Annotated in this window: 27 protein-coding genes and 1 tRNA gene; 13 read left to right on the forward strand and 15 right to left on the reverse strand. The window is 39.5% G+C overall.

Annotation, left to right across the window (positions count from 1 at the left end):
• Positions 1-58: 58 nt before the first annotated feature.
• On the reverse strand, positions 59-1,519 hold the full coding sequence (locus FJR05_RS23385) for an aminotransferase class I/II-fold pyridoxal phosphate-dependent enzyme (protein WP_168646330.1): 1,461 nt from the start codon (positions 1,517-1,519) through the stop codon (positions 59-61).
• 49 nt (positions 1,520-1,568) lie between these two features.
• A complete protein-coding gene (locus tag FJR05_RS23390) occupies positions 1,569-2,774 on the reverse strand; it encodes a DUF4336 domain-containing protein (RefSeq protein WP_168646331.1) in 1,206 nt (401 codons plus the stop codon).
• A gap of 421 nt (positions 2,775-3,195) precedes the next feature.
• On the opposite strand from FJR05_RS23390, the gene FJR05_RS23395 reads away from it, so the two are divergent.
• Positions 3,196-3,534 (forward strand): metalloregulator ArsR/SmtB family transcription factor, encoded by a 339-nt coding sequence (locus FJR05_RS23395; RefSeq protein ID WP_168646332.1) that lies wholly within the window; start codon positions 3,196-3,198, stop codon positions 3,532-3,534.
• A 125-nt stretch (positions 3,535-3,659) separates the two neighbouring features.
• Here FJR05_RS23395 and FJR05_RS23400 read toward each other — a convergent pair.
• The 7 genes from FJR05_RS23400 to FJR05_RS23430 form a co-directional block, all read right to left on the reverse strand.
• Positions 3,660-3,736 (reverse strand) — tRNA-Met (locus tag FJR05_RS23400).
• A 60-nt stretch (positions 3,737-3,796) separates the two neighbouring features.
• Entirely contained in the window at positions 3,797-4,750 is a 954-nt protein-coding gene (locus FJR05_RS23405) for an asparaginase (protein WP_168646333.1), read from the reverse strand.
• 111 nt (positions 4,751-4,861) lie between these two features.
• Positions 4,862-5,362: a CGLD27 family protein gene (locus FJR05_RS23410; RefSeq protein ID WP_168646334.1), complete on the reverse strand. Its 501-nt coding sequence runs from the start codon at positions 5,360-5,362 to the stop codon at positions 4,862-4,864.
• A 5-nt stretch (positions 5,363-5,367) separates the two neighbouring features.
• On the reverse strand, positions 5,368-5,805 hold the full coding sequence (gene rsfS / locus FJR05_RS23415) for a ribosome silencing factor (protein ID WP_168646335.1): 438 nt from the start codon (positions 5,803-5,805) through the stop codon (positions 5,368-5,370).
• A 358-nt stretch (positions 5,806-6,163) separates the two neighbouring features.
• Positions 6,164-7,213 (reverse strand): sugar transferase, encoded by a 1,050-nt coding sequence (locus tag FJR05_RS23420; RefSeq protein ID WP_168646336.1) that lies wholly within the window; start codon positions 7,211-7,213, stop codon positions 6,164-6,166.
• 861 nt (positions 7,214-8,074) lie between these two features.
• Entirely contained in the window at positions 8,075-8,716 is a 642-nt protein-coding gene (locus FJR05_RS23425; RefSeq protein WP_168646337.1) for a DUF3318 domain-containing protein, read from the reverse strand.
• Positions 8,717-8,794: 78 nt separating this feature from the next.
• Positions 8,795-9,352, reverse strand: coding sequence for a hypothetical protein (locus FJR05_RS23430; RefSeq protein ID WP_168646362.1), 558 nt, complete (start codon positions 9,350-9,352; stop codon positions 8,795-8,797).
• 265 nt (positions 9,353-9,617) lie between these two features.
• Here FJR05_RS23430 and glpX point away from each other — a divergent pair, with 265 nt between their 5' ends.
• The 4 genes from glpX to FJR05_RS23450 all read left to right on the forward strand — a co-directional run bounded on the left by glpX (position 9,618) and on the right by FJR05_RS23450 (position 14,480).
• Positions 9,618-10,655, forward strand: a complete 1,038-nt coding sequence (gene glpX / locus FJR05_RS23435; protein ID WP_168646338.1) for a class II fructose-bisphosphatase — start codon at positions 9,618-9,620, stop codon at positions 10,653-10,655.
• A gap of 136 nt (positions 10,656-10,791) precedes the next feature.
• A complete protein-coding gene (locus FJR05_RS23440) occupies positions 10,792-12,078 on the forward strand; it encodes a glutamyl-tRNA reductase (RefSeq protein ID WP_168646339.1) in 1,287 nt (428 codons plus the stop codon).
• A gap of 485 nt (positions 12,079-12,563) precedes the next feature.
• Positions 12,564-12,815 carry a DUF4212 domain-containing protein gene (locus tag FJR05_RS23445; RefSeq protein ID WP_168646340.1) on the forward strand — a complete coding sequence of 84 codons (252 nt, stop codon included), beginning with the start codon at positions 12,564-12,566 and terminating at the stop codon, positions 12,813-12,815.
• A gap of 9 nt (positions 12,816-12,824) precedes the next feature.
• On the forward strand, positions 12,825-14,480 hold the full coding sequence (locus FJR05_RS23450) for a sodium:solute symporter family protein (RefSeq protein ID WP_168646341.1): 1,656 nt from the start codon (positions 12,825-12,827) through the stop codon (positions 14,478-14,480).
• Positions 14,481-14,489: 9 nt separating this feature from the next.
• On the opposite strand, the gene FJR05_RS23455 is transcribed toward FJR05_RS23450, so the two are convergent.
• Both FJR05_RS23455 and FJR05_RS23460 read right to left on the reverse strand, forming a co-directional pair.
• The gene (locus tag FJR05_RS23455; RefSeq protein WP_168646342.1) at positions 14,490-15,332 is read right to left on the reverse strand and encodes a tetratricopeptide repeat protein; all 843 of its coding nucleotides are present in this window, start codon (positions 15,330-15,332) and stop codon (positions 14,490-14,492) included.
• A 321-nt stretch (positions 15,333-15,653) separates the two neighbouring features.
• Complete coding sequence (locus FJR05_RS23460) at positions 15,654-16,568, reverse strand: ribonuclease D (protein ID WP_168646343.1); 915 nt, start codon at positions 16,566-16,568, stop codon at positions 15,654-15,656.
• Positions 16,569-16,620: 52 nt separating this feature from the next.
• Between FJR05_RS23460 and FJR05_RS23465 the strand changes: the two genes are divergently transcribed.
• On the forward strand, positions 16,621-16,770 hold the full coding sequence (locus FJR05_RS23465; RefSeq protein WP_168646344.1) for a hypothetical protein: 150 nt from the start codon (positions 16,621-16,623) through the stop codon (positions 16,768-16,770).
• Positions 16,771-16,781: 11 nt separating this feature from the next.
• Here the strand turns inward: FJR05_RS23465 and FJR05_RS23470 are convergent, their stop codons facing one another.
• The gene (locus FJR05_RS23470) at positions 16,782-17,096 is read right to left on the reverse strand and encodes an RNA-binding protein (protein ID WP_168646345.1); all 315 of its coding nucleotides are present in this window, start codon (positions 17,094-17,096) and stop codon (positions 16,782-16,784) included.
• Between the two features lie 369 nt (positions 17,097-17,465).
• Here FJR05_RS23470 and FJR05_RS23475 point away from each other — a divergent pair, with 369 nt between their 5' ends.
• Positions 17,466-17,912 (forward strand): SRPBCC family protein, encoded by a 447-nt coding sequence (locus FJR05_RS23475; RefSeq protein ID WP_168646346.1) that lies wholly within the window; start codon positions 17,466-17,468, stop codon positions 17,910-17,912.
• A 54-nt stretch (positions 17,913-17,966) separates the two neighbouring features.
• On the opposite strand, the gene psbA is transcribed toward FJR05_RS23475, so the two are convergent.
• Positions 17,967-19,049: a photosystem II q(b) protein gene (psbA, locus tag FJR05_RS23480; RefSeq protein ID WP_168646347.1), complete on the reverse strand. Its 1,083-nt coding sequence runs from the start codon at positions 19,047-19,049 to the stop codon at positions 17,967-17,969.
• A gap of 266 nt (positions 19,050-19,315) precedes the next feature.
• On the opposite strand from psbA, the gene cofG reads away from it, so the two are divergent.
• The 5 genes from cofG (at position 19,316) to FJR05_RS23505 (ending at position 23,310) form a co-directional block, all read left to right on the forward strand.
• A complete protein-coding gene (gene cofG / locus FJR05_RS23485; protein ID WP_168646348.1) occupies positions 19,316-20,278 on the forward strand; it encodes a 7,8-didemethyl-8-hydroxy-5-deazariboflavin synthase subunit CofG in 963 nt (320 codons plus the stop codon).
• A gap of 162 nt (positions 20,279-20,440) precedes the next feature.
• Positions 20,441-21,322: an HpsJ family protein gene (locus FJR05_RS23490; RefSeq protein WP_168646349.1), complete on the forward strand. Its 882-nt coding sequence runs from the start codon at positions 20,441-20,443 to the stop codon at positions 21,320-21,322.
• A 250-nt stretch (positions 21,323-21,572) separates the two neighbouring features.
• Entirely contained in the window at positions 21,573-22,076 is a 504-nt protein-coding gene (locus FJR05_RS23495; RefSeq protein WP_168646350.1) for a DNA recombination-mediator protein A, read from the forward strand.
• Between the two features lie 138 nt (positions 22,077-22,214).
• Complete coding sequence (locus FJR05_RS23500) at positions 22,215-22,631, forward strand: MAPEG family protein (protein WP_168646351.1); 417 nt, start codon at positions 22,215-22,217, stop codon at positions 22,629-22,631.
• 187 nt (positions 22,632-22,818) lie between these two features.
• Positions 22,819-23,310 carry a YajQ family cyclic di-GMP-binding protein gene (locus tag FJR05_RS23505; RefSeq protein WP_168646352.1) on the forward strand — a complete coding sequence of 164 codons (492 nt, stop codon included), beginning with the start codon at positions 22,819-22,821 and terminating at the stop codon, positions 23,308-23,310.
• A 120-nt stretch (positions 23,311-23,430) separates the two neighbouring features.
• On the opposite strand, the gene FJR05_RS23510 is transcribed toward FJR05_RS23505, so the two are convergent.
• Together FJR05_RS23510 and FJR05_RS23515 are read right to left on the reverse strand one after the other, a co-directional pair.
• Positions 23,431-23,985, reverse strand: coding sequence for a glutathione S-transferase family protein (locus tag FJR05_RS23510; RefSeq protein ID WP_168646363.1), 555 nt, complete (start codon positions 23,983-23,985; stop codon positions 23,431-23,433).
• Positions 23,986-23,999: 14 nt separating this feature from the next.
• Entirely contained in the window at positions 24,000-24,464 is a 465-nt protein-coding gene (locus FJR05_RS23515; protein WP_168646353.1) for a hypothetical protein, read from the reverse strand.
• A gap of 297 nt (positions 24,465-24,761) precedes the next feature.
• On the opposite strand from FJR05_RS23515, the gene FJR05_RS23520 reads away from it, so the two are divergent.
• Complete coding sequence (locus FJR05_RS23520; protein ID WP_168646354.1) at positions 24,762-25,472, forward strand: tetratricopeptide repeat protein; 711 nt, start codon at positions 24,762-24,764, stop codon at positions 25,470-25,472.
• Positions 25,473-25,494 lie beyond the last annotated feature (22 nt).

Raw genomic sequence — 25,494 nt, forward strand, 5'->3', positions numbered from 1 at the left:
GCTAGAGTAATTTCATAACTAGAATATTCTTATGATTATTATAATTATACTCAATGATTTATGTTTTCACAACTTTTAAAGTTTGCAAACTTTCATTTGCACAACCAGTGATAAAACCACCCATATTTTGAATTTCTTGCAAATATTCTAAAGCTGATTTTGTAATGAGTTCTCCAGGCATTAATACAGGAATTCCTGGAGGGTAAGGGCAAATAATTTCCGCACAAATCCGGTTTTGAGTTTTCTCACAAAGTACAGTTTCACTATCAGCAAAAAAAGCCTCACGGGGAGAAATAGCTATCATATTACTTGTATGATATTTTTTAGGTTTACACCATAAATTTTGAATTTTTAATGGATTAATATGAGTAAGATTATTTAAAGATTTAATTAAGTTTTGAATATCTGTATCGGTATTTCCTAAGCTAATAATAAATGTGAGATTTTGCCAAGATGAAAATTCTGGAGTGACATTAAATTTTTCATCTAATATTTCTTCGGATTCAAAGCCAGTAAATCCTAATTTACTAACGTTAACTGTTAATCTCGTTTTATCTAAATCTATAAATCCTGGTGATTTTTCTTTTTTAGCAAGAGGAGTAGATAAACCGGAAATTTGATTAATTTCTATTCTTGCTGCTTGCGCTAATTGCAAAGTTTGAGACATCAGCTTTTCTCCCTGTATTGCCATTTGCTGACGTGCAGCATCTAGAGAAGCTAAAAGAATAAAACTAGGACTTGTAGATTGAACTAATTGTAAAGCTTTATTAACTCTATCAATATCAATTCTTTTACCTTGAATATGTAACATTGATGCCTGTGTCATTGCCCCCAATGTTTTATGAATTGATTGGACAGTTAAATCTGCACCTGCGCTTAAAGCTGACGTGGGTAATTCTGGGTGAAAATGGAAATGTGCGCCATGTGCTTCGTCTACAATTAAAGGAATATTATATTGGTGAGTAAGGTTTACAAATGCTGGCAAATCTCCACAAACACCATTATAAGTAGGATAAACTATCAGCACTGCTTTTGTATCTGGATGTTTTGCTAATGCTGCTTTTAATGCTGCTGGTGTAATGCTATATGCAATATCTAAATCTGAGTTGTATGCAGGATTTATAAAAATAGGAATTGCACCGGAAAGAATTAACCCAGAAATAACTGAAGAATGGACATTTCTAGGCAGAATAATTTTATCTCCTGTTCTACAAGTAGCGAGAATAGCAGCTTCAATTCCGCAGGTAGAACCATTTACTAAAAACCATGTTTTTTCAGCCCCAAAAGCCTCCGCTGCGAGTTCTTGGGCTGCAAGAATTACGCTTTGAGGTGTGAATAAATTATCTAATTCTGCTAATTCTGTTAAGTCAGCACGGAAGGCATCTTTACCTATTAAATCTGTTAAAACTGGGGAAATGCCCGCACCGCGTTTATGTCCTGGGGTGTAAAAGGGTGCGTGAGGACGGGTTGTACAGGCTTTTAAGGCATCTATGAGGGGGGTTTGGTTTTGATTGAGCATTTTTGGCGGAAAACTGTTGAATTTAAAACCTTGAATAATACCCTAAATTCTACAGCTTATCTCTCGCAGGTGGGACAATACCCAACTTATTTAATCCTGAATCAATATTTCTCAATAACTTAAAATCATCCTCCGGTAAAGGATAATTACTACTAAATAAACTACATTTTTCCAAAAACGTAAATGCTTGACGAAATTGCTGCGGTTCCGCTTTAGTTGGGGCATCAAAATGACAGGGAATAATCCCTTGAAAATCCCAACTAGCAACTTTATTAGCCCAATTTATAGTTTCCTGTGGTGCGCGATTTAAAATCAAACTTTGTAAAATTGGGGCAACAAATATTCGCCCATTTCCTTGCAAAATATTAAATGATTCTTGCCAATTTTCTTGCCATTGGAAGGGGAAAAACCCAAAATAGGCTTTGCGCGAACGTTCTGGGGCTGTTTGGGCATCATGCCATACTTCACCCCATGTGGGTACTTCTAACACACTGGGACTAAAATACAAGGAAAATAATGTGATTCGCTGCCATCCTTTACGGCGATTTGCGGAGGTATCGGCAACGATATCAAAGGCTTTATCCTTGGCGTGGTACAGTAGGGGATAGGGGTCAAGTTGAACAATTGCTGGTGGCTCTGCTGGTACTGAAACTATGGTATCTGTAATTAAGAGAGTGTGCGATCGCTTGTGGAAAAAAGCCACCTCTGCAAACTTACCCAACCCCAAATCAAGCGGTCCGAGGATTGCATAATCAAAATCCTCAGCAAAAGGAGCTTCCTGACTATTTTCGGGCAGTATGCGAGTTCGTTTACCAGGTAAACCCAACCAACTCAAAGGCAAATTTACGGGAAAACTCCATTGTCCGGGAGCAACAAAAACCTGTGCAGTGGGAAAGCGTCGCGCAAAAGGGCCAACAAAAACCTTATGTTCTATTCCTGATATCGTAGGCAAAATAATATACTTAATCTCACCATATTTTGTCACCAACTCATTCAGTAAGCGAACACATTCTCCAGTAGGTGCGACAGGTGCATAAACCAGCAAACCGCCTCTTTCCAGTTTAACTACAGTCATGCGAATTGGCACAACTACATAGAAAATTCCTTGTAATTGATCAAAAGTCCAGATGGTATCTTTGACAACTTCTTTACGAAGAGTGCGTCGTTTACCATAAGGATAAATTGGCACAACAGGCCAAAACTGCCATGAAAAATCCTGGGGATGAATTTGTTCTATGTCTTCACTTTCCACCACTTTGCGAACCTCTCTCAATTCCCAATACTCAGATTTTTGTTTGCTTTTCTAAATTTGGAGTTTAGCAAATTATGGGGGTAATCAGCATAAGATTATTGATTTATTCAAGAAATTGGGTTTCTCAGCATGAAAGATTTTATGGATTAGACGATAGTTTGGTAAAAAGGCAATTCAGCATTGTGATGACAGAAGCAAAAGGTTATACAAAAACCTGCTAAAATAATATTCTCAAGATTTTCGCTAATAGATTTGATGATGTTCCAGAATTGATAAGTGATTCCATTATAAAAATTGATGATATGACGATTCTAGAAAATCTCCTGTTAGCCAATATTAGTGTTAATTCATCGGCTTAACTAAACTTAATATTACTAGGCGATCGCCTATCTCTAAAATCAAATATCATCAGGATAGATACCTAATGCTCTTAAATAAACCACTAACTTCTCCTATTACCACTCACAATTTAATAGTATCCGGTTTTCATGCCCTATCAGATCCCATTAGAATCAGTGTTATAGAACTTCTGCGTCAGCGTGAACTATGTGTATGTGACTTATGTGATGCGTTAGAAATAAATCAGTCAAAACTTTCTTTTCATCTCAAAACTCTCAAAGAAGCAAGTTTAGTAAATTCCCGTCAAGAAGGACGCTGGATTTATTACAGCTTGAATATTTCCCAATTTCAGATTTTAGAAACATATCTAGCAGAATTTCACATCAATTTTGGACTTTTATCCCCTCGTTCCTGTGGTGAATAAGTATGAGATGAATTTGGACTATTTCCTGGGCGCAGACCTAAATTCTGGGCGCAGGCCCTGCGCCCCTACGTTCATAAAATAAAGCCCCGCAACCTTGGAAGATTACAGGGATTCATTTTTTAATTTGGTGGCGGGAAGTGGATTTGAACCACTGACCTTCGGGTTATGAGCCCGACGAGCTACCAGGCTGCTCTATCCCGCGTCGCCTTCGTCGCGTTTCTCTCGACTCCTTTAATATAGCGCGAAGTCAAAAGTTTGTCAACTACAAAAGCGATAATTCTCCAATTACTTCCAAACGCTTGTATTTCCCCAGGTTCATAAATTTTTCAGACAGGCTTTGGGCAACGCTGGGACTAATCCAACCCATTTGTTGGAGGATGTGAATAGCTACGGCATATTTAGCGCGTTTTGAGCCATCAATGACTTTAATAGCTAATCCCATGCCTTCACCAAGTCTGCCTATACACTGTACTCCTTCTGCCCCAGATTTACTAACCAGTTCACCAGGAGTTAGACGCATCAATTCTGTATCAAATTCTCCTTCACCTGCTACCATTGTAGGGTGATGGTTCATGGCGCGGACAATTCGTTCCATGTCTACGCTATTACTAGAAGATAAGACAGCATATAAAGATGCCATTTGACTGAGTTGCAAGAGATAGGTGGGTGCGCCGCAGTCATCATGGGCGGTGAGAAATTCTTCCGCTGGCATTCGCAACAATTCGGCTATTTTGGTGATAATTAACTGTTGGACTGGGTGTTTACGATCCAAGTAGTTAGTTAATGGCCAATGGCGTTGCTGACAAACAGCTAACATTCCTGCGTGTTTACCAGAGCAGTTATATTCTAGAGAACTACGCTTATCTTTAGGGATTGGGCAATGCAGGGAATTGATATCAATGTCTGCCCGCCACAGAATGTTAAATACCTGTCTCACCTGTTCCATGCTGCCTTTGTGGGAACTGGTGATGATTGCTAGGTCTCGATCGCTCAAACTATAACGTTCCATTGTGCCTGTGCTGGTGACAGCCAGGGCTTGAAATGGTTTGAGGGCAGAACGGACAAATGCGGCGGTTTCAGCGTTACCAGCAACGGAAAGTACCCGTCCCCGGTCATCACTAACTACAGCCTGGACTATATGCCGAGATTCGATAATACCTTCACGCAGTAACCGGACTTCCAGTGCTGCGGCTTGAGTTCGTTTTCCCATTGTCATGGGTTTATATCTATTTTGTGAATTGTCAGTGGTCAGTTGTCAGTGGTCAGTTGTCAGTTGTCAGTTGTCGGTTGTTAGTTGTTTTACTAATGACTAATGACTAATGACTAATTACAAGAAATACCAAACTATAGTACCAATAAGATACATGAGAGCCAGGGCGGCAAAGGTAATTTGCAAGCGTTGGAAAATGGGTTTGATTTCGTAGGTAACAATTAGGCGATCGCGGTTCATGACTTCTGGAGGTTTTGTCCAGGTTTGTCCGTCATACCAACCAGATTCTTCATAAAATACGGTGGGACTGTAAAGGCGATCGCGTACATAGAACCAACCTAAATATAACCGTACCAATACTAGCACTACAGTTACACTAGCAGCACCAGATCCACAAAGCAGAAAATTAAACATCTGCTTTTGGGGTGGAAAACTGGCTGCGGCCACAGGTCCGGCGATTAACCAAGACCAAGCCCAAATCCAAAACATTTTTTTGGTGTAGTTACCCCAACTTAGGGTACTATCTCGAAATAGCCAAGCATTTTTTAGCTCTTCGTACTCATTCAGCGGTTGTTGTTCCGTCGGAACTGGGCAATTCTCTAGAGAGGATCGCATCATATTGGTTAACCCCCAACATTTTCGGAGTTTGGTATGGGAATACGTTCCGCGTGTCCCCAGAACGCTTCTAAATTATAAAACTCCCGTTCCCTTGGCATCATGATATGGACGATAACATCACCATAATCTTGGAGTACCCAAGTTCCCTCGGCTTTGCCTTCGGTTCTGAGGGGTCGTCGTTGCCAGTCAATTTCCACTTGTCCAGCAATTGCGTCAGCGATCGCTCTCACTTGTACCTTAGAGTAACCAGTCATCATCACAAAGTAATCGGACAGGTAAGAAATTTCTGCCACATCAAGCAGGATAATTTCCACAGCTTTGCGGTCTAAAGCCGCCTCAGCAATGGTTAAAGCTAAATTTTTGCTTGTGGCTTCTGTGTCAGTTTTAGGTCTGCTCAAAGCGTTCTTTGTCAATGGGAAATTCCCTCTTAAAGATTCAGTCATTCAACCTCATGTATTTTTTTATGGAAGCAAATACTCATTCAACTCGCTTACAAATATTCTGAACCGCAATTGTATGAATAGGTTTTCTCTAAATAGTAACATATCCTACAGTGGATTACAAAAAAAAGGAACAGGGAACAGATAAGAAAGTAAAGTTTCACCAGTTTAGAGATTCCGTCAAAAAAAAGATGTTTTCACAAAATGCGTAGCCCGAAAAAAACAGTATCATTATTCCCATTTTATGTTTTTATAACATGAGTTTTTCCCCGTTCCCTTGCATAAAAATAAGCCCAAGCCTATTGATGACTTGGGTAAATTGCATAGATAAATTTGTAAATTTAGTTTAGGAGTAGATAATTTAAACAGCCCCACTGTTTTTATTAAACAAAATGGCGATGGTTTTGAAAATTAACTTTAAATCGTAAACTAAAGTCCAATTTTGCTGATACTGTAAATCTAACCGAATCACATCTTCAAAACTCCGCACTTTAGAGCGACCGTTAACTTGCCATTCCCCAGTCATGCCCGGTTTAACGTCCAAACGTTGCCATTCTGGGACTTCGTAGCGTTCTACTTCATCGGGAGTTGGTGGTCGAGTCCCGACTAAACTCATTTCTCCTTTGAGAACATTCCAAAATTGAGGTAGTTCATCAAGACTGGTACGGCGTAAAAATTTACCTACTTTAGTAATTCGGGGATCATTGTCATTTTTAAAGAAAGCACCTTCGGCTTGGTTTTTGATTTGGGATTTTCTGGCTTCGGCATCTACACACATAGAGCGAAATTTCCAAATTGCAAACCGCTTACCCATCCAGCCACAACGGGTTTGCTGAAATAAAATCGGACCGGGATCATCAATTTGAATGGCGATCGCTATGGGAATAAATAAAATAGATGTAATGACTAATCCCACCAATGATCCCACAATATCAATGGCTCGTTTCATCCAAGATGCTACAGAGTGATGAGTTTGGGGAAGTGGATCTATTTTGCGAGTATTATTTTTTCCGGCATCTGTTACATTATCCGTTGCTATTAATGTGAGGTTGTGAAGAGATTCAATAGGAAACACCTGATCTAGTCCCGTCAGATTTAAAACGGCCATGACTTGGGGTGTCACATGACGCAATGTGACTTTAATTCCCAATTCTCTCGAATTTTTAAAGTTACTGACTAAAGAACCTAAACCACTACTGTCCATAAAAGTAGTATTTTGAAAATCAATGAAAATTTGCCCAGGTGGTACATCCGCTTGAATTAAGTTTTGGCACGTTTGTTTAAAATTGACAGCTTCAAGTACAGTTAACCTCACTGGAACTTGCAAGATGGCTGCGTCTTCTAAATAAGTCACTGAAAAATCTACTGATATGGGTTGGCTACTCATAAAACTCTGGACTTTAGTTGCCATATATAATCTAATTTGCTCAACGTTATTTTTCTTTAGAAAAACAATTAACCTTACCTTTAATCTGTCTGATGAATCACAACTTGGTAGATTTTCAAAGATTAGAGAAAATATCACCAATAAAACTTCACAATAGCAGCGATTTACAAAGTTTTTGCTGTTGTGAATATGTCGAATCTATTTAGGGCTTGCTGAATAAACCGAAAACCTAGATATATTAAGAGTTTCCGGGTTAAAAAAGTGAATTAGGTGCAAGGAATAAGCATTGAAACCATTAAAAACCTATCACTTTCTGGAATTTGAGACTATTCTTATCTCCTTCTAATTCTTCCTCCTGACTCCTGACTCCTGACTCCTGACTCCTAGCCCTCACAGATAACTTTTTCAGCAAACCCTATTTAGACTCCGTATGTATGGATTTCAAATTTCCCCACAGCGAAAAGAAATCGGATTTGATACAACGAGAGTCAGGAAACCTTGCCCCTCCAGGTTTTTGATTTACTGAATGTATTTTACAAAAAGTCCATATCGCTATATAACTTGTCTCTAACACTAAATTAGAGGTATTTGTAAAAATAATTGTCTTCCAAAGTACAGTTGTTAAAAACTTAGAATGGGCAGTTTTATTAGTTGCGAAGCTGAATGATCAGATTCCGGTATTTTTGTAATCTGTGACTTTTTAAATTATAAAATATTGCAGCGATTGGGTTATTTAAAAATTTTTGATGAGCGAAATAATAAAGTTTGATAAAGTTTTAATATGGCGTGAAGGAGTCAGGAGCAAGAAAGAGGAAAATAGAAGATAGAGGATGAATCTATGTCCTAGTGGGGTGGGCAACACCCAACCCACTAGCCCTGAGAGTATCAAAGACCAGAATCCTCATTCCTCGATTTAGTTTTAGCTTTGTTGGCGCTCCGTTTGAGAGCAGAAAGTCTGGCTTCGTATCGAGAACGCTGACGTTTGCTAGGAGTGTTTTCCACCAAAGTTTTTAAGGCGCTACCAAGACTTTTATAGGCGTTAGGTAAACTATAACCAAAGCGGGTTGCTAGAGCGATCGCTTTTTCGTCCGCATCCAGCAATTCTTTAACCTGTTTACCACCATTATTTTTTTGATATAATCGCCAACCGGACACACCACAAAGTGCTAAAGCTAATACTAGCAATAATCCATCTTGTACCCATAACTCACCTACAGCACCACCCAAACCAATAGCTAATGCTGCCATTTCCCAACCATCTTTGGGAATTGTGTCATTTTGAATGCGAGCAACTTCGTGCCAAAACAGCAAATTCCGCTGATCCATTGCCAGAGCATCCCATTTTACCAAGTCAATTTGAATTTCTACTTGGTCTTTGCCAATTTCTTCGCAACGAATCAGGGATGGATTAACCTCGATTGTGCCTTCAACCGTTACCCAACTTTGCAATTCTGGGGGTAACAAGCTTTTTAACCGCCGGAGTTCACTCATTTCTGCTTTAGCAGAGGAGGTTGCATAGGATGTCATAAAAATCCAGCCTTACAAAATTTCAGTATATGATCAGGTTATCACTTTGCAGTCTAGGGATTTCAGTAGTTATCCGCCTTAATCATCGGCAAAACTACCGCGCTTTTTCCGCGCTTCCATAGCTTTTTCTAGGAGTTCTAATAATCCAGGAGCTTGTTCTTGAATACTCAACAATAATCTTTCTCCTAAGTCTAGATTTCCCGGATCTTCTCCTGTTTCCATTACCTCTTGCAAACGCGGTAGGGCAATGGTATCCACAATTTGGATTAATCCGCTCAGACAACGGTTAAATTGTCTCTCGGTGAGCATGGAGTCTTCCAGGGGAAATTCGATGATAGCGCGGATTTCACCATCGGATGGATCATATTCCCATTGCAGCATTTTGGTTTCCCAGGAAATAGCCAGCATCGTCTGGAGGATAGCGTCTTTGTGGGGATGGTCTTTTACTTCCGCCAAAACTTGGGGTGCAAATAGCCGGAAAAATTTTCCCTCTTCATCCAGTTGGACAACTATCAGGAAATCTTCGATGTTTTCCGCTTCAACACCTGTAATAATCCGCTCTTCTTTTTCGTCAATACGGTAGTCCCAACCAAGATTATCTAGGTACTTGGCTATTTGTTTGAGATTTGCTGCCATAAAAGCCTCGTAAGGAACAGTACAAGAGGCTGTCACCAAAACTATTTTAACCCGCTAGGCGCATTTACTCAATGATTGCTGTAATTTCTGCCTCAATCGCATTAATACAAATGTATTAATATCTAGTCAGGTTGCCTTGGTTGCAAAACTTAACATAGTTGCTATTCCAGAGTTTTTTCTAATATGTATCCGCACTTTGGTAAACTTAAAAACTGAAATAGCTAAGAAAACGACGCTAAGACAAGTAATTTAGAGGGCAGACTTCGTGGAAAATACACTTGGGTTAGAGATTATAGAAGTAGTTGAGCAAGCGGCGATCGCTTCTTCTAAGTGGATGGGTAAGGGCGAAAAGAACATTGCTGACCAAGTAGCAGTGGAAGCCATGCGCGAACGGATGAACAAAATCCATATGCGTGGTCGCATTGTTATCGGTGAAGGCGAACGGGACGAAGCTCCCATGCTGTACATTGGTGAAGAAGTTGGTATCTGTACCAGACCAGATGCAAAAGATTTCTGTAATGTTAATGAACTTGTAGAAATTGACATCGCTGTTGACCCTTGCGAAGGCACTAACCTAGTTGCTTATGGTCAAAATGGCTCAATGGCAGTTTTGGCAATTTCTGAAAAGGGCGGCTTATTTGCTGCTCCTGACTTCTATATGCGTAAACTTGCAGCCCCAGCAGCCGCTAGAGGTCATGTTGATATCAACAAGTCTGCTACAGAAAACCTCAAAATCCTTTCTGAGTGCTTAAACCGTGCTGTTGAAGAGTTGGTAGTTGTAGTGATGGATCGTCCCCGTCACAAAGACCTAATTCAAGAAATTCGCACCGCTGGCGCAAGAGTGAGACTAATCAGCGATGGTGACGTTTCTGCTGCCATCTGTTGTGCTTTTGCTGGTACTAACATTCATGCTTTAATGGGTATTGGTGCTGCACCCGAAGGTGTAATTTCTGCGGCGGCTTTACGCTGCTTAGGTGGACACTTCCAAGGACAATTAATCTATGATCCAGAAGTAGTCCAAACAGGTTTAATTGGTGAAAGCAGAGAAGGTAATCTTGCCCGTTTAAATGAAATGGGTATTACTGATGGAGATAAGGTTTATAACGCTGATGAATTAGCTTCTGGTGAAACAGTGCTATTTGCTGGTTGCGGTATTACTCCTGGAACTTTGATGGATGGTGTACGCTTCTTCCACGGTGGCGCTAGAACCCAAAGTTTGGTTATTTCTAGCCAATCCAAAACCGCTCGGTTTGTGGATACAGTTCACCTGTGGGACGAACCCAAGACTATCCAACTGCGGTAGTAACTGCTGATTGGTGATTGGTAATTGGTAATTGGTAAAGGGAAAAAACTATTACCAATTCCCCAATACCCAGTCCCCAGTCCCCAGTCCCCAGTCCCTAATACCCAGTCCCCAATACCAATTACCTATTTAAGAAATGAATATTGCAGTGGTGGGGTTAAGCCATAAAACAGCCCCAGTCGAAGTTAGAGAAAAATTAAGTATTCCTGAACCTGAAATCGAAAGTGCGATCGCCCAACTTCTCAGTTATCCTCATGTTGATGAAGTTGCTATTCTCAGCACTTGTAACCGCTTAGAAATTTATATTGTTAGCAACGAAACTACTCACGGGATTCATGAAGTAACACAGTTCCTTTCTGAACATAGCAAACTCCCCATCATGTCTTTGCGACATCATTTGTTTATGTTACTCCATGCTGATGCTGTCACCCATATTTTACGGGTTGCGGCTGGGTTGGATAGTCTGGTTTTAGGTGAAGGTCAAATTCTCGCTCAAGTTAAAAATACCCACAAACTGGGACAACAATTTAATGGCATCAAAACCATTTTAAATCGCTTATTTAAACAAGCTTTAACAGCGGGTAAACGGGTTCGCACCGAAACCAGTATTGGGACTGGTGCGGTTTCTATCAGTTCGGCTGCTGTGGAATTGGCACAGATGAAAGTAGAAAATTTATCTACATATCGTGTGTCTATTCTCGGCGCTGGGAAAATGTCCCGGTTACTTGTACAACACCTGATTTCTAAAGGTGCAACTCAAATTAGTATTGTTAATCGTTCTCGCAGCAGGGCGGAAGAGTTGGCGAAGTTGTTCCCAGAACAACCTATTCAAATTGCTATGCTGCCAGAAATGATGTCAGTTATTGCCGCTAGTGACATAGTATTTACTAGCACATCTTCAACTGAACCCATTTTAGATCGGGTGAAGTTAGAAACGGTGTTAGAACCCAGTCAAAAATTGATGATATTTGATATTTCCGTCCCCCGGAATGTGGATGCAGATGTCAATGATTTGGCAAATGTGAAGGCTTTTAATGTTGATGATTTGAAAGCAGTTGTAGCGCAAAATTATGAAAGCCGCCGACAAATGGCACAGGAAGCTGAGAAGATTTTAGATGAAGAAGTTGAAGCTTTTGATATTTGGTGGCGAAGTTTAGAAACCGTATCTACTATTAGTTCTTTACGCAATAAAATAGAAACTATCCGCGAACAAGAATTAGAAAAGGCTTTATCTCGTTTGGGTTCAGAATTTGGCGAAAAGCATCAAGAAGTAATTGAGGCTTTGACAAGAGGAATAGTCAATAAGATTTTGCATGATCCGATGGTGCAATTGCGCGCCCAGCAAGATGTGGAAGCTAGAAGACGATGTATGCAAACTCTGCAAATGTTATTTAATTTGGACGCTGAGGAACAATTTAGCTGAAATCATCAAGAAACAGGGAAAGGTGATGCCATTCCTGGGATTGTTCCCTGTTTTACTGGGGTTTTAAGTTGGCTTTTTGGGTTGCTGTTGTAGATTTTTTCTCTTTTTATTTTAATCCTCTCTAGTAAATGAGTTTATAATCATTATCAATCAAAATATGTTAGATTTGGGGCTATTTTCTTAACATTTAACACTCCTGCTAATCTACTTAGGGCTTGCTGAATAAAACTGAAGTCCAACACACAAAATCAATTTAATCTCTCGCTGCTGAAAGATGGCGAGTATCTCTCATCCTCAGTAGAGTGATGATGTTTATTTATTATATTTAGCAAGATTTTTGACGATTGAAAATGATTCATTTACTTACGCCGCAGTGTACTAGCTACTTAGAAACTATATAAAACTTCACTAAAAAATTATCCAAATAAAACAGCATTATCTGGTCTTGGTGATATCATCTGTGATGCAGTGATCATCAAAGAAAAATGGACGAAAATCAGCGTCGCGCTTATTGGCGGGCTAATACAAATTTAATTAGAAATCTTTTAATTGTTTGGGCTTTAGTCTCCGTAGTTTTTAGTATATTGCTGGTTCAACAGTTAAATGTAATTCGGTTTTTTGGTGTTCCCTTTGGTTTTTGGATGGCGCAACAAGGATCAATTTTGGTTTTTGTGGTATTAATTTTTATTTATGCTTTCCAAATGGATAAATTAGACCAGAAGTACAATAAGAAGTGAGGATAAACGATGTCAGTTGAACTTTGGACGATTATATTAGTTGGCCTTTCTTTTGTACTTTACATCTACATTGGTTGGCAATCACGAGTAGAAAATACTAAAGACTTTTTTATTGCCGGTCAGGGAATACCCGCAATTGCTAATGGTGCTGCCACTGCGGCTGATTGGATGTCTGCGGCTTCCTTTATTTCTATGGCCGGGTTGATTTCGTTTTTGGGATATGACGGTTCTATTTATTTGATGGGTTGGACTGGTGGATATGTTTTATTAGCATTATTATTAGCACCCTATTTACGGAAATTTGGTAAATATACTGTCCCGGATTTTGTCGGCGATCGCTATTATTCCAATATAGCTCGTTTGGTGGCGGTAGTTGCAGCTATTTTCATTTCTCTCACCTACGTCGCTGGACAAATGCGAGGCGTGGGAATCGTCTTCAGTCGCTTTTTACAAGTAGACGTGAATACTGGTGTCATCATTGGCATGATCATTGTCGGCTTTTTCGCAATTTTGGGAGGAATGAAAGGCATTACCTGGACACAAGTAGCCCAGTATTGTGTATTAATTTTCGCATATTTAATTCCAGCAATTGCGATCGCCTACCAACTCACAGGTAATCCTATTCCCCAATTAGCCTTTACCACCAGCGATATTGCTGATAAACTCAACCTCATTCAACTTGACTTAGGCTTTAAAGAATATACCCAATCTTTTGCCAACAAATCAATGCTAGATGTTCTGTTCATCACCATTGCCTTGATGGTAGGAACTGCTGGTTTACCCCACATTATCGTCCGGTTTTACACAGTTAAAAGTGTTCGTGCCGCCCGGTTTTCTGCTGGTTGGGCATTATTATTTATCGCCATTCTCTACACCACAGCCCCCGCAATCGGGATGTTTTCTCGTTACAATCTCATTACTTCTTTGCATAATAAAACAATTGCCGAAGTCCAGCAATTAGATTGGGCAAATAAGTGGGAAAAAACCAAGCTTCTAGCTTTTGAAGATAAAAATAAAGATGGCCGTTTTCAGTTAACTCCGCACAAAGAAACCAACGAAATCATCATTGATAAAGATATCATTGTTCTTTCTACCCCAGAAGTTGCTAATTTGCCTCCTTGGATAATTGCTTTAGTTGCGGCTGGTGGTTTAGCTGCTGCTTTATCCACTGCATCTGGATTATTATTAGTAATTTCTAGTTCTGTCGCTCACGATGTTTATTATCGCATTTTTGATTCCCAAGCTTCAGAAAAAAAACGGGTATTTGTAGGGCGAGTTGTTGTTGGTTTCGCCATTGTTCTCGCTGGATATTTTGGTGTAAATCCACCAGGATTTGTGAGTGAAGTGGTAGCTTTTGCCTTTGGTTTAGCGGCTGCAAGTTTTTTCCCGGTAATATTTCTGGGAATTTTTGATAAACGCACCAATTCTGAAGGTGCAATTGCCGGAATGTTAACAGGTTTGATATTTACAGTTATCTACATTGTCGGCGTAAAATTTGTCGGTATGACACCTTGGTTTTTTGGCGTTTCTGCTGAAGGAATTGGCACTTTAGGGATGATTATTAACTTTATTGTCACCCTCACAGTTTCTCGACTTACACCACCACCACCCGCAGAAATTCAGGCTTTGGTAGAGGATTTACGCACCCCAATTATTGAAGAATAGATGACACAATTACTTAGCCAATTCCTCAATATTCTTCATTGCTTGTTGATACAAGTCCTTATTTCCTCGTTTGTCAAAAATAGCTGCCGCCCGTTGTAAATCTTTTAATGCGCCCCGTTTATCGCCAATTGCAGCATAGGCGTTACCACGATTATTATAAGCAGCACCAAAATTAGGATTAATGCGAACAGCTTCATTATAATCAGATATTGCTTTTTGCTGTTCTCCTCTTGCAGCATAGGCGTTACCGCGATTATTATAAGCTACAGCATATTCTTGATCAATCCGAATCGCTTGAGTATAGTCCTCTAACGCCCCGTTCTTATCACCTTGGTTAGCACGGGCATTACCTCGATTATTGTAAACCTCAGCCGATTTTGGGGCAATGCTAATTGCTTGATTATAATCCGCAAGCGCTCTTCTATAATCTCCCATAGAAGCAAAAGCATTAGCACGGTTATTATATGCTTCCGCATCCTGGGGATTGAGACGTAATGCCTGATTATAATCTGCGATCGCTCCCTCTTTATTACCAATATCAAAATAAACTAATCCCCGTCCTTTAAATGCTGGTGCATACTCAGGATTAAGACTAATAGACTTACTATAGGCAGCAATAGCCGCTTGGGAGTTACCTTTCAGATGTTGAGTTTGTCCCTGAACATAAAATTCTCCAGCTTTAGATGTTCTCCCTATCTGTGGATTTGGGGTACTAGCCCCCCTTTCCGTCACCAAAACATCTTGATTATTAACGCAAGAAACGCAAATAATACTACTGAAAATTGTAAACATTGCTATAGTGAATGCCCTGTTTACTCCTTGCCGTTTTTGTGTCAATAACTGCCATTTCATAATTTACCAAAAATTGCCATCTTACTGGGAGTAAATCAGCCACTAAATTACTTACTTCTGCAATATGCCTGCTTTTTGATTAATATTCAATTCAAATTATAAACTTCCCTGAAGTTATGGAGAATTAAGGAATAAATTTATCCAGCCAATCACCGCATATTAGTAAATATTAAAAATAAAATCCTTGCTCTCTACATTTATATTATTACTAAACTTCCGCAGATAGTTCTGTTAATTTTGTTAGCACTTTCAGGAAAATTTTCATACCAGTATCCCCAAGTAGGATTAAAATTAGTTCACGGAGTTTTTTAGTATTTGTTCTTATTCTTCCTCATCTTCGTGATTTTTAGGAGCGATTTTCCAATATGTATTTGTATCAACATTTACAGGCAATTTTTCTAGATTTACTCCCAAATTTTTGCGAATATCTTCAGTTAAAGTAATGGTAAAATCTAAATCAACACCTTGATTTTCTACTAAATTTACCAATTCTTGAAACTGAGTCTTAAAAGTTTTTCGCTCATAACTTGTTAGTTTACAATGTGATGTTTCAGAAACATTTTGAACTAACATCGCTTTTTTTACCCGTTCTTGTAAATGCTCAAATTCTGACTTAAGTATTTTTTGTTGCTGTTCAATTTCTCTATATCTAGCAGTCAATAAACTTAAATCTTCCTTAATTGGATCTACCTGAAAATTAGCCTCTAATTCTAATAATCGTAAATGTACTTGAGCCAAATAAATACAATCAAGATAAGCATATTCTATTTGCGCTTCAGTTAATGGTCTTTTTCCCCAATCACTCCCTTGTTCTTGTTTATCAATATCATGAAAATTACAAAGTTCAGTGGCTAAAGTTTTTAGTTGATAATTAGGTAACGGTAGTAAATAAACAGGAATTTTCTTAGCCATTGCCAAAGTACAAGTAATATTTTTAGCCCTTTTACCTCCCAAATATTGCACATCATAACCAGCATTATGAAAAACTTTTTCAATAGCATCATTAATCATAATCCTCTCCACAAAATCAGCAACTACATCTGATTTATCGAGAACATCTAACAAATAAACACTATTACCAGTCATATCTTCAGGATTATCCAACACCTGAATTAGTGATAATCTAGGATTACGAGTTTTATAATCAGCAACTTCTGTATCTATCCACAGAGTTTTGGCTTTTCCATATTCAGTAATTAGGGAACGAATTTCCCCCGCAGTGGTAAGATAAGGCATGGGTAGATGTCGGAAAATGTAACTTAGTTATAGTTTTCTAACGTAACATTTTATGACTAATCATGATGATTATTGCCAAAATACCTCTTCTGATACCATATTGATTTTGTGGAGAAAACTTGCCATGAAAAAAGCCCAGGTATTCATTCCTGAGCTTTTGTTAAACCTAATTATCCTCAAGGCGGATATTTATCCACCTTAAATCTATAGATATTAGTAACGGTTACGGTTTCCACCGCCGAAGTTTCCACCACCACGATTTCCACCACCAAAAGAACTGCGTTCTTCTCTTGGTTTAGCCTTGTTCACTTTTAAATCGCGTCCCATCCACTCAGCACCATCAAGGGCTTCAATGGCTTTTTCTTCTTCTGCATCTGAGTCCATTTCTACAAAACCGAAACCGCGAACTTTACCAGTTTCTCGGTCGGTAGGTAGCTGAACACGCTTTACAGTGCCATATTCCTTAAAAATTTCGCTCAAGCCGTCTTGGGTAACTTCATAAGAGAGGTTGCCTACATAAATTGACATAGATTTTCTCCAAAATCATAAGAGTGTAGAGATTTAGATTTCGGAGAAAAGTCTGTAAATACCAAAGGGAAAAAGCCTATCAATACTAAAAACAAACGAGGTCCACCGAATTACTTCTCGACTCCCATTATTGCACAATAAATGATATAAAGACGGATAAATTCCAAATATTTTATAAAATATTTTTTTATACCTAAATTAGCGAACTGCTTGCAGCAGGGCTTCCCTATCGCTGCATCAGCTTTTTAACGCATTCTCTCGTTATACTAAATTTAACTATTTTTAGATATCAGTTCCGGGTTTTTCCGCCTATTTACTCATAAAATTGTCAATAATGAATCTAAAGGCTCAATTTTAGGTTTTTTGTTCATGTTGCACTTTAAACATTCCTCAATCATTAATGCACCAGTTGAAGTAGTTTGGCAATTCCACGAAAGACCAGACATACTGCAAATACTCACTCCACCTTGGCAACCTGTACAAATCGTTAGACGAGAAGGAGGACTAGGAACTGGGGCAATTACAGAATTTCGGCTTTTTCTAGGAATTTTACCTTTAACTTGGTTAGCACGGCACACAGACTATGAAAAATATCATTGGTTTACCGATGAACAGATATCTGGACCTTTTGAGTCCTGGGTACATCGTCATGAATTTACAGAAGAAAATGGCAAAACTCAATTAACTGATAATATTACTTATGCCATGCCCGGCGGTGATGGCATAGAATTTATGAGTGGTTGGTTAGTGCAAGCACAACTAGAAGCAATGTTTCGCTATCGGCATTATGTGACTAAACGCGAATGTGAAAAATGAACACAAAAAAACGCCCCCCATGATTGGAGAGCGTTTTTTATTTAACTAAACTTATTAACCGTTGATTGCAGGAGCAGTTAAAGCAACAGGAGCAACATCAGCAGCAGCCAAGTCTAGGGGGAAGTTGTGAGCGTTACGCTCGTGCATTACTTCCATACCTAAGTTAGCGCGGTTGATTACGTCAGCCCAGGTAGCGATGACGCGACCTTGAGAATCCATGATGGATTGGTTGAAGTTGAAACCGTTCAGGTTGAACGCCATTGTGCTGATGCCCAAAGCGGTGAACCAGATACCAATTACAGGCCATGCAGCGAGTAAGAAGTGTAAGGAACGGCTGTTGTTGAAGGAAGCGTATTGGAAAATCAAGCGACCGAAGTAACCGTGAGCAGCAACGATGTTATAGGTTTCTTCTTCTTGACCGAATTTGTAACCGTAGTTTTGTGATTCGTTTTCGGTTGTTTCTTTAACCAAGGAAGAAGTAACGAGTGAACCGTGCATTGCGGAGAACAAAGAACCACCGAAGACACCAGCTACACCTAACATGTGGAAGGGGTGCATCAAGATGTTGTGTTCAGCTTGAAACACGATCATGAAGTTGAATGTTCCAGAGATACCTAAAGGCATACCGTCAGAGAATGAACCTTGACCGATGGGGTAGATCAAGAATACTGCGGTAGCTGCTGCTACAGGTGCGGAGAATGCTAGGCAAATCCAAGGACGCATACCTAAGCGGTAGGAAAGTTCCCATTCACGACCGAGGTAGCAGAATACGCCGATTAAGAAGTGGAATACTACTAATTGGTAAGGACCGCCGTTGTACAACCACTCGTCTAAGGAAGCAGCTTCCCAAATGGGGTAGAAGTGTAAACCGATAGCGTTGGAGGAAGGAACTACTGCACCGGAGATGATGTTGTTTCCGTAGAGTAAAGAACCTGCAACTGGTTCGCGGATACCGTCAATGTCTACGGGAGGAGCAGCGATGAATGCAATTACGAAGCAAGCGATCGCAGATAGGAGGGTGGGGATCATGATTACGCCGAACCAGCCGATGTATAGGCGGTTGTCGGTGCTGGTGATCCACTCGCAGAAGCGGCTCCATACGTTAGCACTTTCGCGCTGTTGTAAGGTGGTTGTCATGTGTTTATAATTGCGTTTGAGTTATGTATGTTTTGGTAGGTGTTTCTACCTCATGAATTTATATTAAGCCTTATGTTTCGATTTGTAAAGGGGTTTTCGTAATATTTTTTAACAAATCTCAAAATTTTGGTGATTGATAAGCTTGTATCCTAGATTGAGTGAGGGTTTTAGCTATTAATCTCTTTTGTAAAAATTTCTCATAAACCGCTGGAGTTTTGGGTGCAGACCCTGAAATTTTGGGCGCAGGCCCTGCGCCCCTACTGTATATGTCGCTATCTGGTCAAAATATTGTTACCTACAGTCCTGCTTATACTATTGTCCCGACTTATGAATGCTTTAACCGCTGTTCCTATTGCAATTTCCGCACAGAACCGGGTAAAAGTCCTTGGTTGACTCTTGAGGCTGCTAAAGAGATTTTTTTACAACTTCAAAATCAAAATGTCTGTGAAATCCTGATTTTGAGTGGTGAAGTCCATCCTCATTCAGCTAGAAGGGAAGCTTGGTTGGAGCGAATTTATGATTTGTGTGCGTTAGCATTAGCAATGGGATTTTTACCCCATACCAACGTTGGTCCATTGAGTTGGACAGAAATGGAGAAACTTAAAACCGTGAATGTGTCAATGGGGTTAATGTTGGAGCAGTTAACACCACAACTATTAAATACAGTCCATCGTCATGCGCCGAGTAAATTGCCCCAAGTGCGATCGCAACAATTACAATGGGCAGGAGAGCTAAAAATCCCCTTCACCACAGGATTACTTTTAGGAATAGGAGAAACAGAAGCAGATTGGTGGGAAACTTTAACCGCTATTTCCGAATCTCATGGACATTACCATCATATTCAAGAGGTAATTCTTCAACCCCACAGCCCTGGAACTGTGCAAACCTTTGATGCACCACCATTTAACCCCCAGCAATTACCGGAAGTTATCGCTAAAGCGCGGGAAATTTTACCAGCAGACATTACAATTCAGATTCCTCCCAATTTAGTTGCAGATGAAAATTGGTTACTTGCTTGTATAGCCGCTGGAGCGAGGGATTTAGGAGGAATAAGTCCCAAAGATGAAGTTAATCCTGATTATCCCCATTTAGAGGAACAGGAACTCAGAAACATTTTAGAGTCTGGAGGCTGGGACTTAGTACCACGTTTACCACTGTATCCCCAGTTTGATGAGTGGTTGGGTGCAGAGTTACTACAGCAGGTACAAGAATGGCGAGGAAGATTTTAGTTGATTTTGCGGAGAATATGATGAAAATGACAAAAAATAATAAAATAATTAACCGCAGATGGAAGGAAGATGGACGCAGATAAACGCAGATGAATTTGTACTTCATCAAACTAGGAAAGGTTATATGCTAATTAATCTAATGTATTCACAGTATCAACAAATATGGCTACCCATACAACACCCTCAAATACATCTTTTTTACTGAAATTCATCGGTATAATCTGTATATTGTCCTTTGTTCTCAACTTTCTATTTTTATTATTACCTTTGCAACTCACAGATAAACTTTGGCAAATCAACTTGTCCAGAACTTTTGTAGAACGTGGTATCGAACCAATGCTGGGTTTAGGAGCAATTTTAACGGCATATTGGTTGGATAGAGTTGATGAAACCCGTCGCTCATCTTCGCGTCTCAAGTTGCCAGTTTTTATCCTCTCCAGTTTGTTAGGACTGATATTTTTATTAATTTTTCCTCTCCACCTCAGTAACGTCAATCAAGTGAAGAATCAGGCTTTAACCCGGATTAATCAAGAATCTGAACAGCTAGAAAGCCAAATTAAAAATCAATTAACACAAGAGCAAACCGAAATTAACAATCAATTAGCACAAATACAAAATCAATTTGGTAATGAGCAAATAAAAGCCGCTGTAGAGAAACAACGTCCGGTATTAAAACAGCAGTTAGCCGCTCAATTAAATGAACTGATTAAAGATGAGAATAAGTATAATCAGGCACTTAATAATAAAGACTTACCAGAAGCACAAAAGAATTTACTCAAGCAGTATAAATCAAATCCTCAAGCTCTCGATGATTTTATCAGTCAGCAAACAGATCCCCAACAATTAGCCGCCTTAGCAACCCAGAGAATCACTAAAATTACTCAAGAAGCCAACCAAAAAATCACCCAACTTCGCACCCAAAAAGCACAACAGTTGAAAAAAACTCAGGAAGATGCTTGGAAGGAATTACGGATTGGGATTAGTAGTATATTGTTGTCCATTGGTTATATCGTTATTGGTTGGACAGGATTAAAAGGTAGGTAATGGGTCATTGGTCATTGGTCATTGGTCATTGGTCATTGGTCATTGGTCATTGGTCATTGGGTAATTTTATTCTTCCTTCTTCCTTCTAACTCCTGAACTCCTGAACTCCTGAACTCCTGAACTCCTGAACTCCTGACTCCTGACTCCTGACTCCTGACTCCTGTTTAATAAACTTGTAACTCTAGTTAGTTTGCCATCTACACGCTGTTTGGTAGAATATCTAGGTTGTTTAATCTCATGATCTTCATCTTTGAGTCAGTCAATAGAAACTATCAACCTCGATACATTAGCCCAAGAACTAGCAACTATCCAGCAAACAGGTTCCAAGCGGATTGCCTTGCTAGGCTCTCGTCATGTGCCAATTACCCACCAGAACCTAATTGAAATGATGACCTATGCTCTGATTTTATCGGGCAACCGCATCATTACTTCTGGCGCTACAGGCACAAACTCTGCGGCCATCCGGGGCGCAACTAAGGCTGATCCCAACTTACTCACGGTAATTTTACCCCAAAGCTTGGAACGTCAACCCCAAGAATCGCGCCAGCAATTAGAACAGGTAATGCACTTGGTGGAAAACCCCAGTAATGATAACTTGTCTCTAGCTGAAGCGAGTTACTTATGTAACAAAGAAATCATTTCTCGTTGTCAACAACTAATCTGTTTTGCATTTCATGATAGTCGGACTCTGCTACAAACCTGTAGTGATGCAGAAGACCAGCGAAAAGTGGTAACACTCTTCTACTTTGACTAGAGTGAACTGCTGTTTTTGCAAAGCGAATGATGGAGACGGGAAAATGTTGGGTAAAGGGTAATAAGTTAACCAAATTACCCCTTATCCATTGATAAGAATGATTAATGCTTGACCAAGTACCCTAATTAAATTAGTTGAATGTCGCTATCTCTATTACCAGTACCTGCTATTTTTTTATACTCTATTGTCGTTGCGGCTATTCTCGTTTATCTACCCTATTTATTGGTAGCTTTTGCTAGAGTGCAAGTAGGATATGATCTGTCTGCGCCTCGTGCTATGTTTGACAAGTTGCCACCTTATGCCCAAAGGGCAACATGGGCCCATGAAAATTCCTTTGAAGGGTTTATGGTTTTTGCAGCAGCGGCGTTAATGGCCTATGTGACTGGGGTGAATTCCACTGAAGCAGTAACCGCAGCGATCGCTTTTAATATTGCTCGTTTGCTATACTCTATTTTCTATATTACGAATATACCCCTGTTGCGATCGCTCATGTTCGGTATTGCTTCTTTCAGTTCTGGAACTCTGTTTTACCTCAGTCTCATGCAAATCAAATAATTAGGCAAAAGGGAATAAGGAGAATATTTATTTTTCATCTTGCCTCTTGCCTCTTGCCTCTTGCCTCTTGCCTCTTGCCTCTTGCCTCTTGCCTCTTCCCAATCACCAATCACCAATCACCAATCACCAATCACCAATCACCAATCACCAATCACCAATTACCAATTACCAATTACCAATTTTATTTATGGCTGCTTCTTTTTCTTTTGATATTGTCAGCGACTTTGATAGACAAGAATTAGTTAATACTATTGATCAAGTCACAAGAGACGTTAAAAGCCGTTACGATCTTAAAGATACTCAAACCACAATTGAATTAGGCGAAGAAAAAATTACCGTTGGCACTGACAGCGACTTTACCTTAGAGTCTGTCCATACTATTCTGCGAGAAAAAGCTGCCAAGCGTAACCTTTCCCAAAAAATCTTTGAATTTGGTAAAATCGAATCTGCCAGCGGCAATCGTGTCCGTCAAGAAATCACCCTCAAAAAAGGCATCAGCCAAGAAATTGCCAAACAAATTTCTAAGTTGATTCGAGACGAACTTAAAAAGGTGCAAGCCTCAATTCAAGGTGATGCTGTGCGAGTGAGTGCTAAATCAAAAGATGATTTACAACTGGTGATTCAACGTCTTAAACAAGAAGATTTCCCAGTTGCCTTGCAATTTACCAATTATCGTTAAAGAGTTATTGGTCAGTTGTCAGTTGTCCGTTGTCATTGGGAAGAGATAAAAGGAAGGAATAAATTCTTACCAATGACCAATGACCAATGACCAATGACCAATGACCAATGACTAAATTACTTAACTTCCCCCGATGCTTTTTTGAAATGCGGGACGTTCAGACATTGATTGAATATAGTTCACAATTGCTGGGTAAGCACTTAAATCTAATTTGAGCATGATAGGGATATAACAGAGAATTGATCCCACTGCTACATCAGCAACGGTAAAATCATTACCTAGTAAGAAAGGCTGCTTTGTCAAAATTTCATTTAAAGGAGTCAATAATCGTGGCATTTCTCGTTCACGATTAGCTTCTATAAAAATACCTGTTCCTAAACTAGAGTTAGCAAATAATACCCACTGGGCAAATATGGCTTTTTCTTCCAAAGAATAAGCCGTTTTGGCGTATTTTTCCGCCAAATAAAGCAAAATTGCCCCTGATTCCCAAAGCTGTAAATCACCATCCACAATCGCGGGAACTTTACCCATAGGGTTAATTTTGAGGAACTCAGGCTGGATATGTTCCCCTGCTTTCATATCTAACAGCACAAATTCATAAGGAACTTCCAGTTCTTCTAAATACCACTGGATAATCGCAGCCCGACTGCGAGCGCCGCCGTAAAGTTTCAACATAGTCATCTGAAATATTAAAGAACTTTGTGAGTGTGAGAGTGTTGTTTTACGTTGTCGTCTTTGGTGACAACTCTAGCTGCATTTAGTACCCGTTTGCGCTCTGTCGAATAATTCAAATCGGTTTTAGTAGTTCCCAAGGGAATCAATGTTTGGGCTACTTCACGGCGCTTATAGGTACGAGCCGCAGAAAATAACCGTAATGGAAACTCATCTCCAAATTGCGCTGACTCTGGAAACCCTTCTGGCAAAAATAGTTTATCACCCTCTAATACAGATCCCAAAGTTGTTGCATAAATCAATCTGTAAGAGGTGGGAATTTGTTTACATATAGCTTCTAAAGCTGCGGAAGGAATGGGTTCTATCACTTCAATTTGATGCACTTCCCCATCTTCTTTATAAAAGCACGTAGCTAAACCAAGAACAATATAGTCCTCGGTATTGAGGTCGGTTGCATCAGCATAAGAAATTGTTGTTGTCATAAGAAATGTCTCTTCTAAAATTGGGAAATAGGGGTTTGTCAGTTGTTACTGGTAAAAATTTCTCTTGTCTTGTGCTTCTTTCCTTTGCTTTTTCCCTGTCATCATTAAAATTTACACTTCAATTCTTTAGAATTTTACTGATTCGGGAATTGAACTTGGGTATGAAGTATACATTATTAGACTTATGGCTCATCTGTTGCTGGATGTAAAATCCACGTTCTTCAACAATCCTAGAGGCATCAAGACACAAAGACTGTAATTTTATTTGACAAATCAAGTAAATCAAATAGGCAACGTATGAATAAGCACTCTTTTTTAAATTCTGATATTCAAAACAATCAAGTATGTGTTTCTGATCAAAACAATCCTTGTTATCAATGTGAGCGGTTACAAGATGGTAATGAATCAATGCTAGAAGAACGTTATTTACGCTCTTGTGCTTTGAAGTTAGCACAACAAGGGGATTATACCAAAGCGATCGCTCTGTTAAGTCACCTGATTGACCATCATCCCGAAAATGCCGTTGATTACAATAACCGGGGACTAATTTATTTTCAAAGTGGTGATAGTCAAAAAGCCATCTCCGATTATAACAAAGCCTTGGATCTAAATTCTAAATTAGCTAGTGCCTACAATAATCGGGCTAATTATTACGCTGCTTGTGGTCAATTAACGGACGCATTAGCTGACTATGAACAGGCGTTAGATCTCAATCCCCATCATGTTCGGGCTTGGATTAATCGTAGTATTACTTTACGCGATTTGGGAAACTATGCCGAAGCTATTGAAAACTTGGAAATTGCTATGCTATTTGGTCAACTCAAAGGCCATATTTGGGCGGAACGGGGACGGACTTATCATCTCTGGGGTGATTGGAATTGTGCGATCGCTGATTACCGTCGCGCATTGGCAGAGCTACCATCTTTGAATTATCAAGATGTTTCTGGTTATCGCTTGCGTTTACAACTCGAAACCTGGTTAAATGAGTTGCTTTTTTTTGAAGATTAATTTTAGCAGTAGATGACTTAAT

This window comes from Dolichospermum sp. UHCC 0259, from assembly GCF_009711935.1.
Classification (GTDB): domain Bacteria; phylum Cyanobacteriota; class Cyanobacteriia; order Cyanobacteriales; family Nostocaceae; genus Dolichospermum.

Coding starts and splice junctions, on each gene's coding strand:
- FJR05_RS23430 (WP_168646362.1), bottom strand. CDS start 9,352: ATGGCAGCAAATCTCAAACAAATAGCCAAGTACCTAGATAATCTTGGT.
- FJR05_RS23395 (WP_168646332.1), top strand. CDS start 3,196: ATGCTCTTAAATAAACCACTAACTTCTCCTATTACCACTCACAATTTA.
- FJR05_RS23385 (WP_168646330.1), bottom strand. CDS start 1,519: ATGCTCAATCAAAACCAAACCCCCCTCATAGATGCCTTAAAAGCCTGT.
- FJR05_RS23440 (WP_168646339.1), top strand. CDS start 10,792: ATGAATATTGCAGTGGTGGGGTTAAGCCATAAAACAGCCCCAGTCGAA.
- FJR05_RS23455 (WP_168646342.1), bottom strand. CDS start 15,332: ATGAAATGGCAGTTATTGACACAAAAACGGCAAGGAGTAAACAGGGCA.
- FJR05_RS23405 (WP_168646333.1), bottom strand. CDS start 4,750: ATGACAATGGGAAAACGAACTCAAGCCGCAGCACTGGAAGTCCGGTTA.
- FJR05_RS23410 (WP_168646334.1), bottom strand. CDS start 5,362: ATGATGCGATCCTCTCTAGAGAATTGCCCAGTTCCGACGGAACAACAA.
- FJR05_RS23460 (WP_168646343.1), bottom strand. CDS start 16,568: ATGCCTTATCTTACCACTGCGGGGGAAATTCGTTCCCTAATTACTGAA.
- cofG (WP_168646348.1), top strand. CDS start 19,316: ATGTCGCTATCTGGTCAAAATATTGTTACCTACAGTCCTGCTTATACT.
- FJR05_RS23510 (WP_168646363.1), bottom strand. CDS start 23,985: ATGTTGAAACTTTACGGCGGCGCTCGCAGTCGGGCTGCGATTATCCAG.
- FJR05_RS23500 (WP_168646351.1), top strand. CDS start 22,215: ATGTCGCTATCTCTATTACCAGTACCTGCTATTTTTTTATACTCTATT.
- FJR05_RS23425 (WP_168646337.1), bottom strand. CDS start 8,716: ATGACATCCTATGCAACCTCCTCTGCTAAAGCAGAAATGAGTGAACTC.
- rsfS (WP_168646335.1), bottom strand. CDS start 5,805: ATGACTGAATCTTTAAGAGGGAATTTCCCATTGACAAAGAACGCTTTG.
- FJR05_RS23450 (WP_168646341.1), top strand. CDS start 12,825: ATGTCAGTTGAACTTTGGACGATTATATTAGTTGGCCTTTCTTTTGTA.
- FJR05_RS23465 (WP_168646344.1), top strand. CDS start 16,621: ATGACTAATCATGATGATTATTGCCAAAATACCTCTTCTGATACCATA.
- FJR05_RS23420 (WP_168646336.1), bottom strand. CDS start 7,213: ATGGCAACTAAAGTCCAGAGTTTTATGAGTAGCCAACCCATATCAGTA.
- FJR05_RS23475 (WP_168646346.1), top strand. CDS start 17,466: ATGTTGCACTTTAAACATTCCTCAATCATTAATGCACCAGTTGAAGTA.
- FJR05_RS23470 (WP_168646345.1), bottom strand. CDS start 17,096: ATGTCAATTTATGTAGGCAACCTCTCTTATGAAGTTACCCAAGACGGC.
- FJR05_RS23520 (WP_168646354.1), top strand. CDS start 24,762: ATGAATAAGCACTCTTTTTTAAATTCTGATATTCAAAACAATCAAGTA.
- FJR05_RS23505 (WP_168646352.1), top strand. CDS start 22,819: ATGGCTGCTTCTTTTTCTTTTGATATTGTCAGCGACTTTGATAGACAA.
- FJR05_RS23445 (WP_168646340.1), top strand. CDS start 12,564: ATGGACGAAAATCAGCGTCGCGCTTATTGGCGGGCTAATACAAATTTA.
- FJR05_RS23490 (WP_168646349.1), top strand. CDS start 20,441: ATGGCTACCCATACAACACCCTCAAATACATCTTTTTTACTGAAATTC.
- psbA (WP_168646347.1), bottom strand. CDS start 19,049: ATGACAACCACCTTACAACAGCGCGAAAGTGCTAACGTATGGAGCCGC.
- FJR05_RS23515 (WP_168646353.1), bottom strand. CDS start 24,464: ATGACAACAACAATTTCTTATGCTGATGCAACCGACCTCAATACCGAG.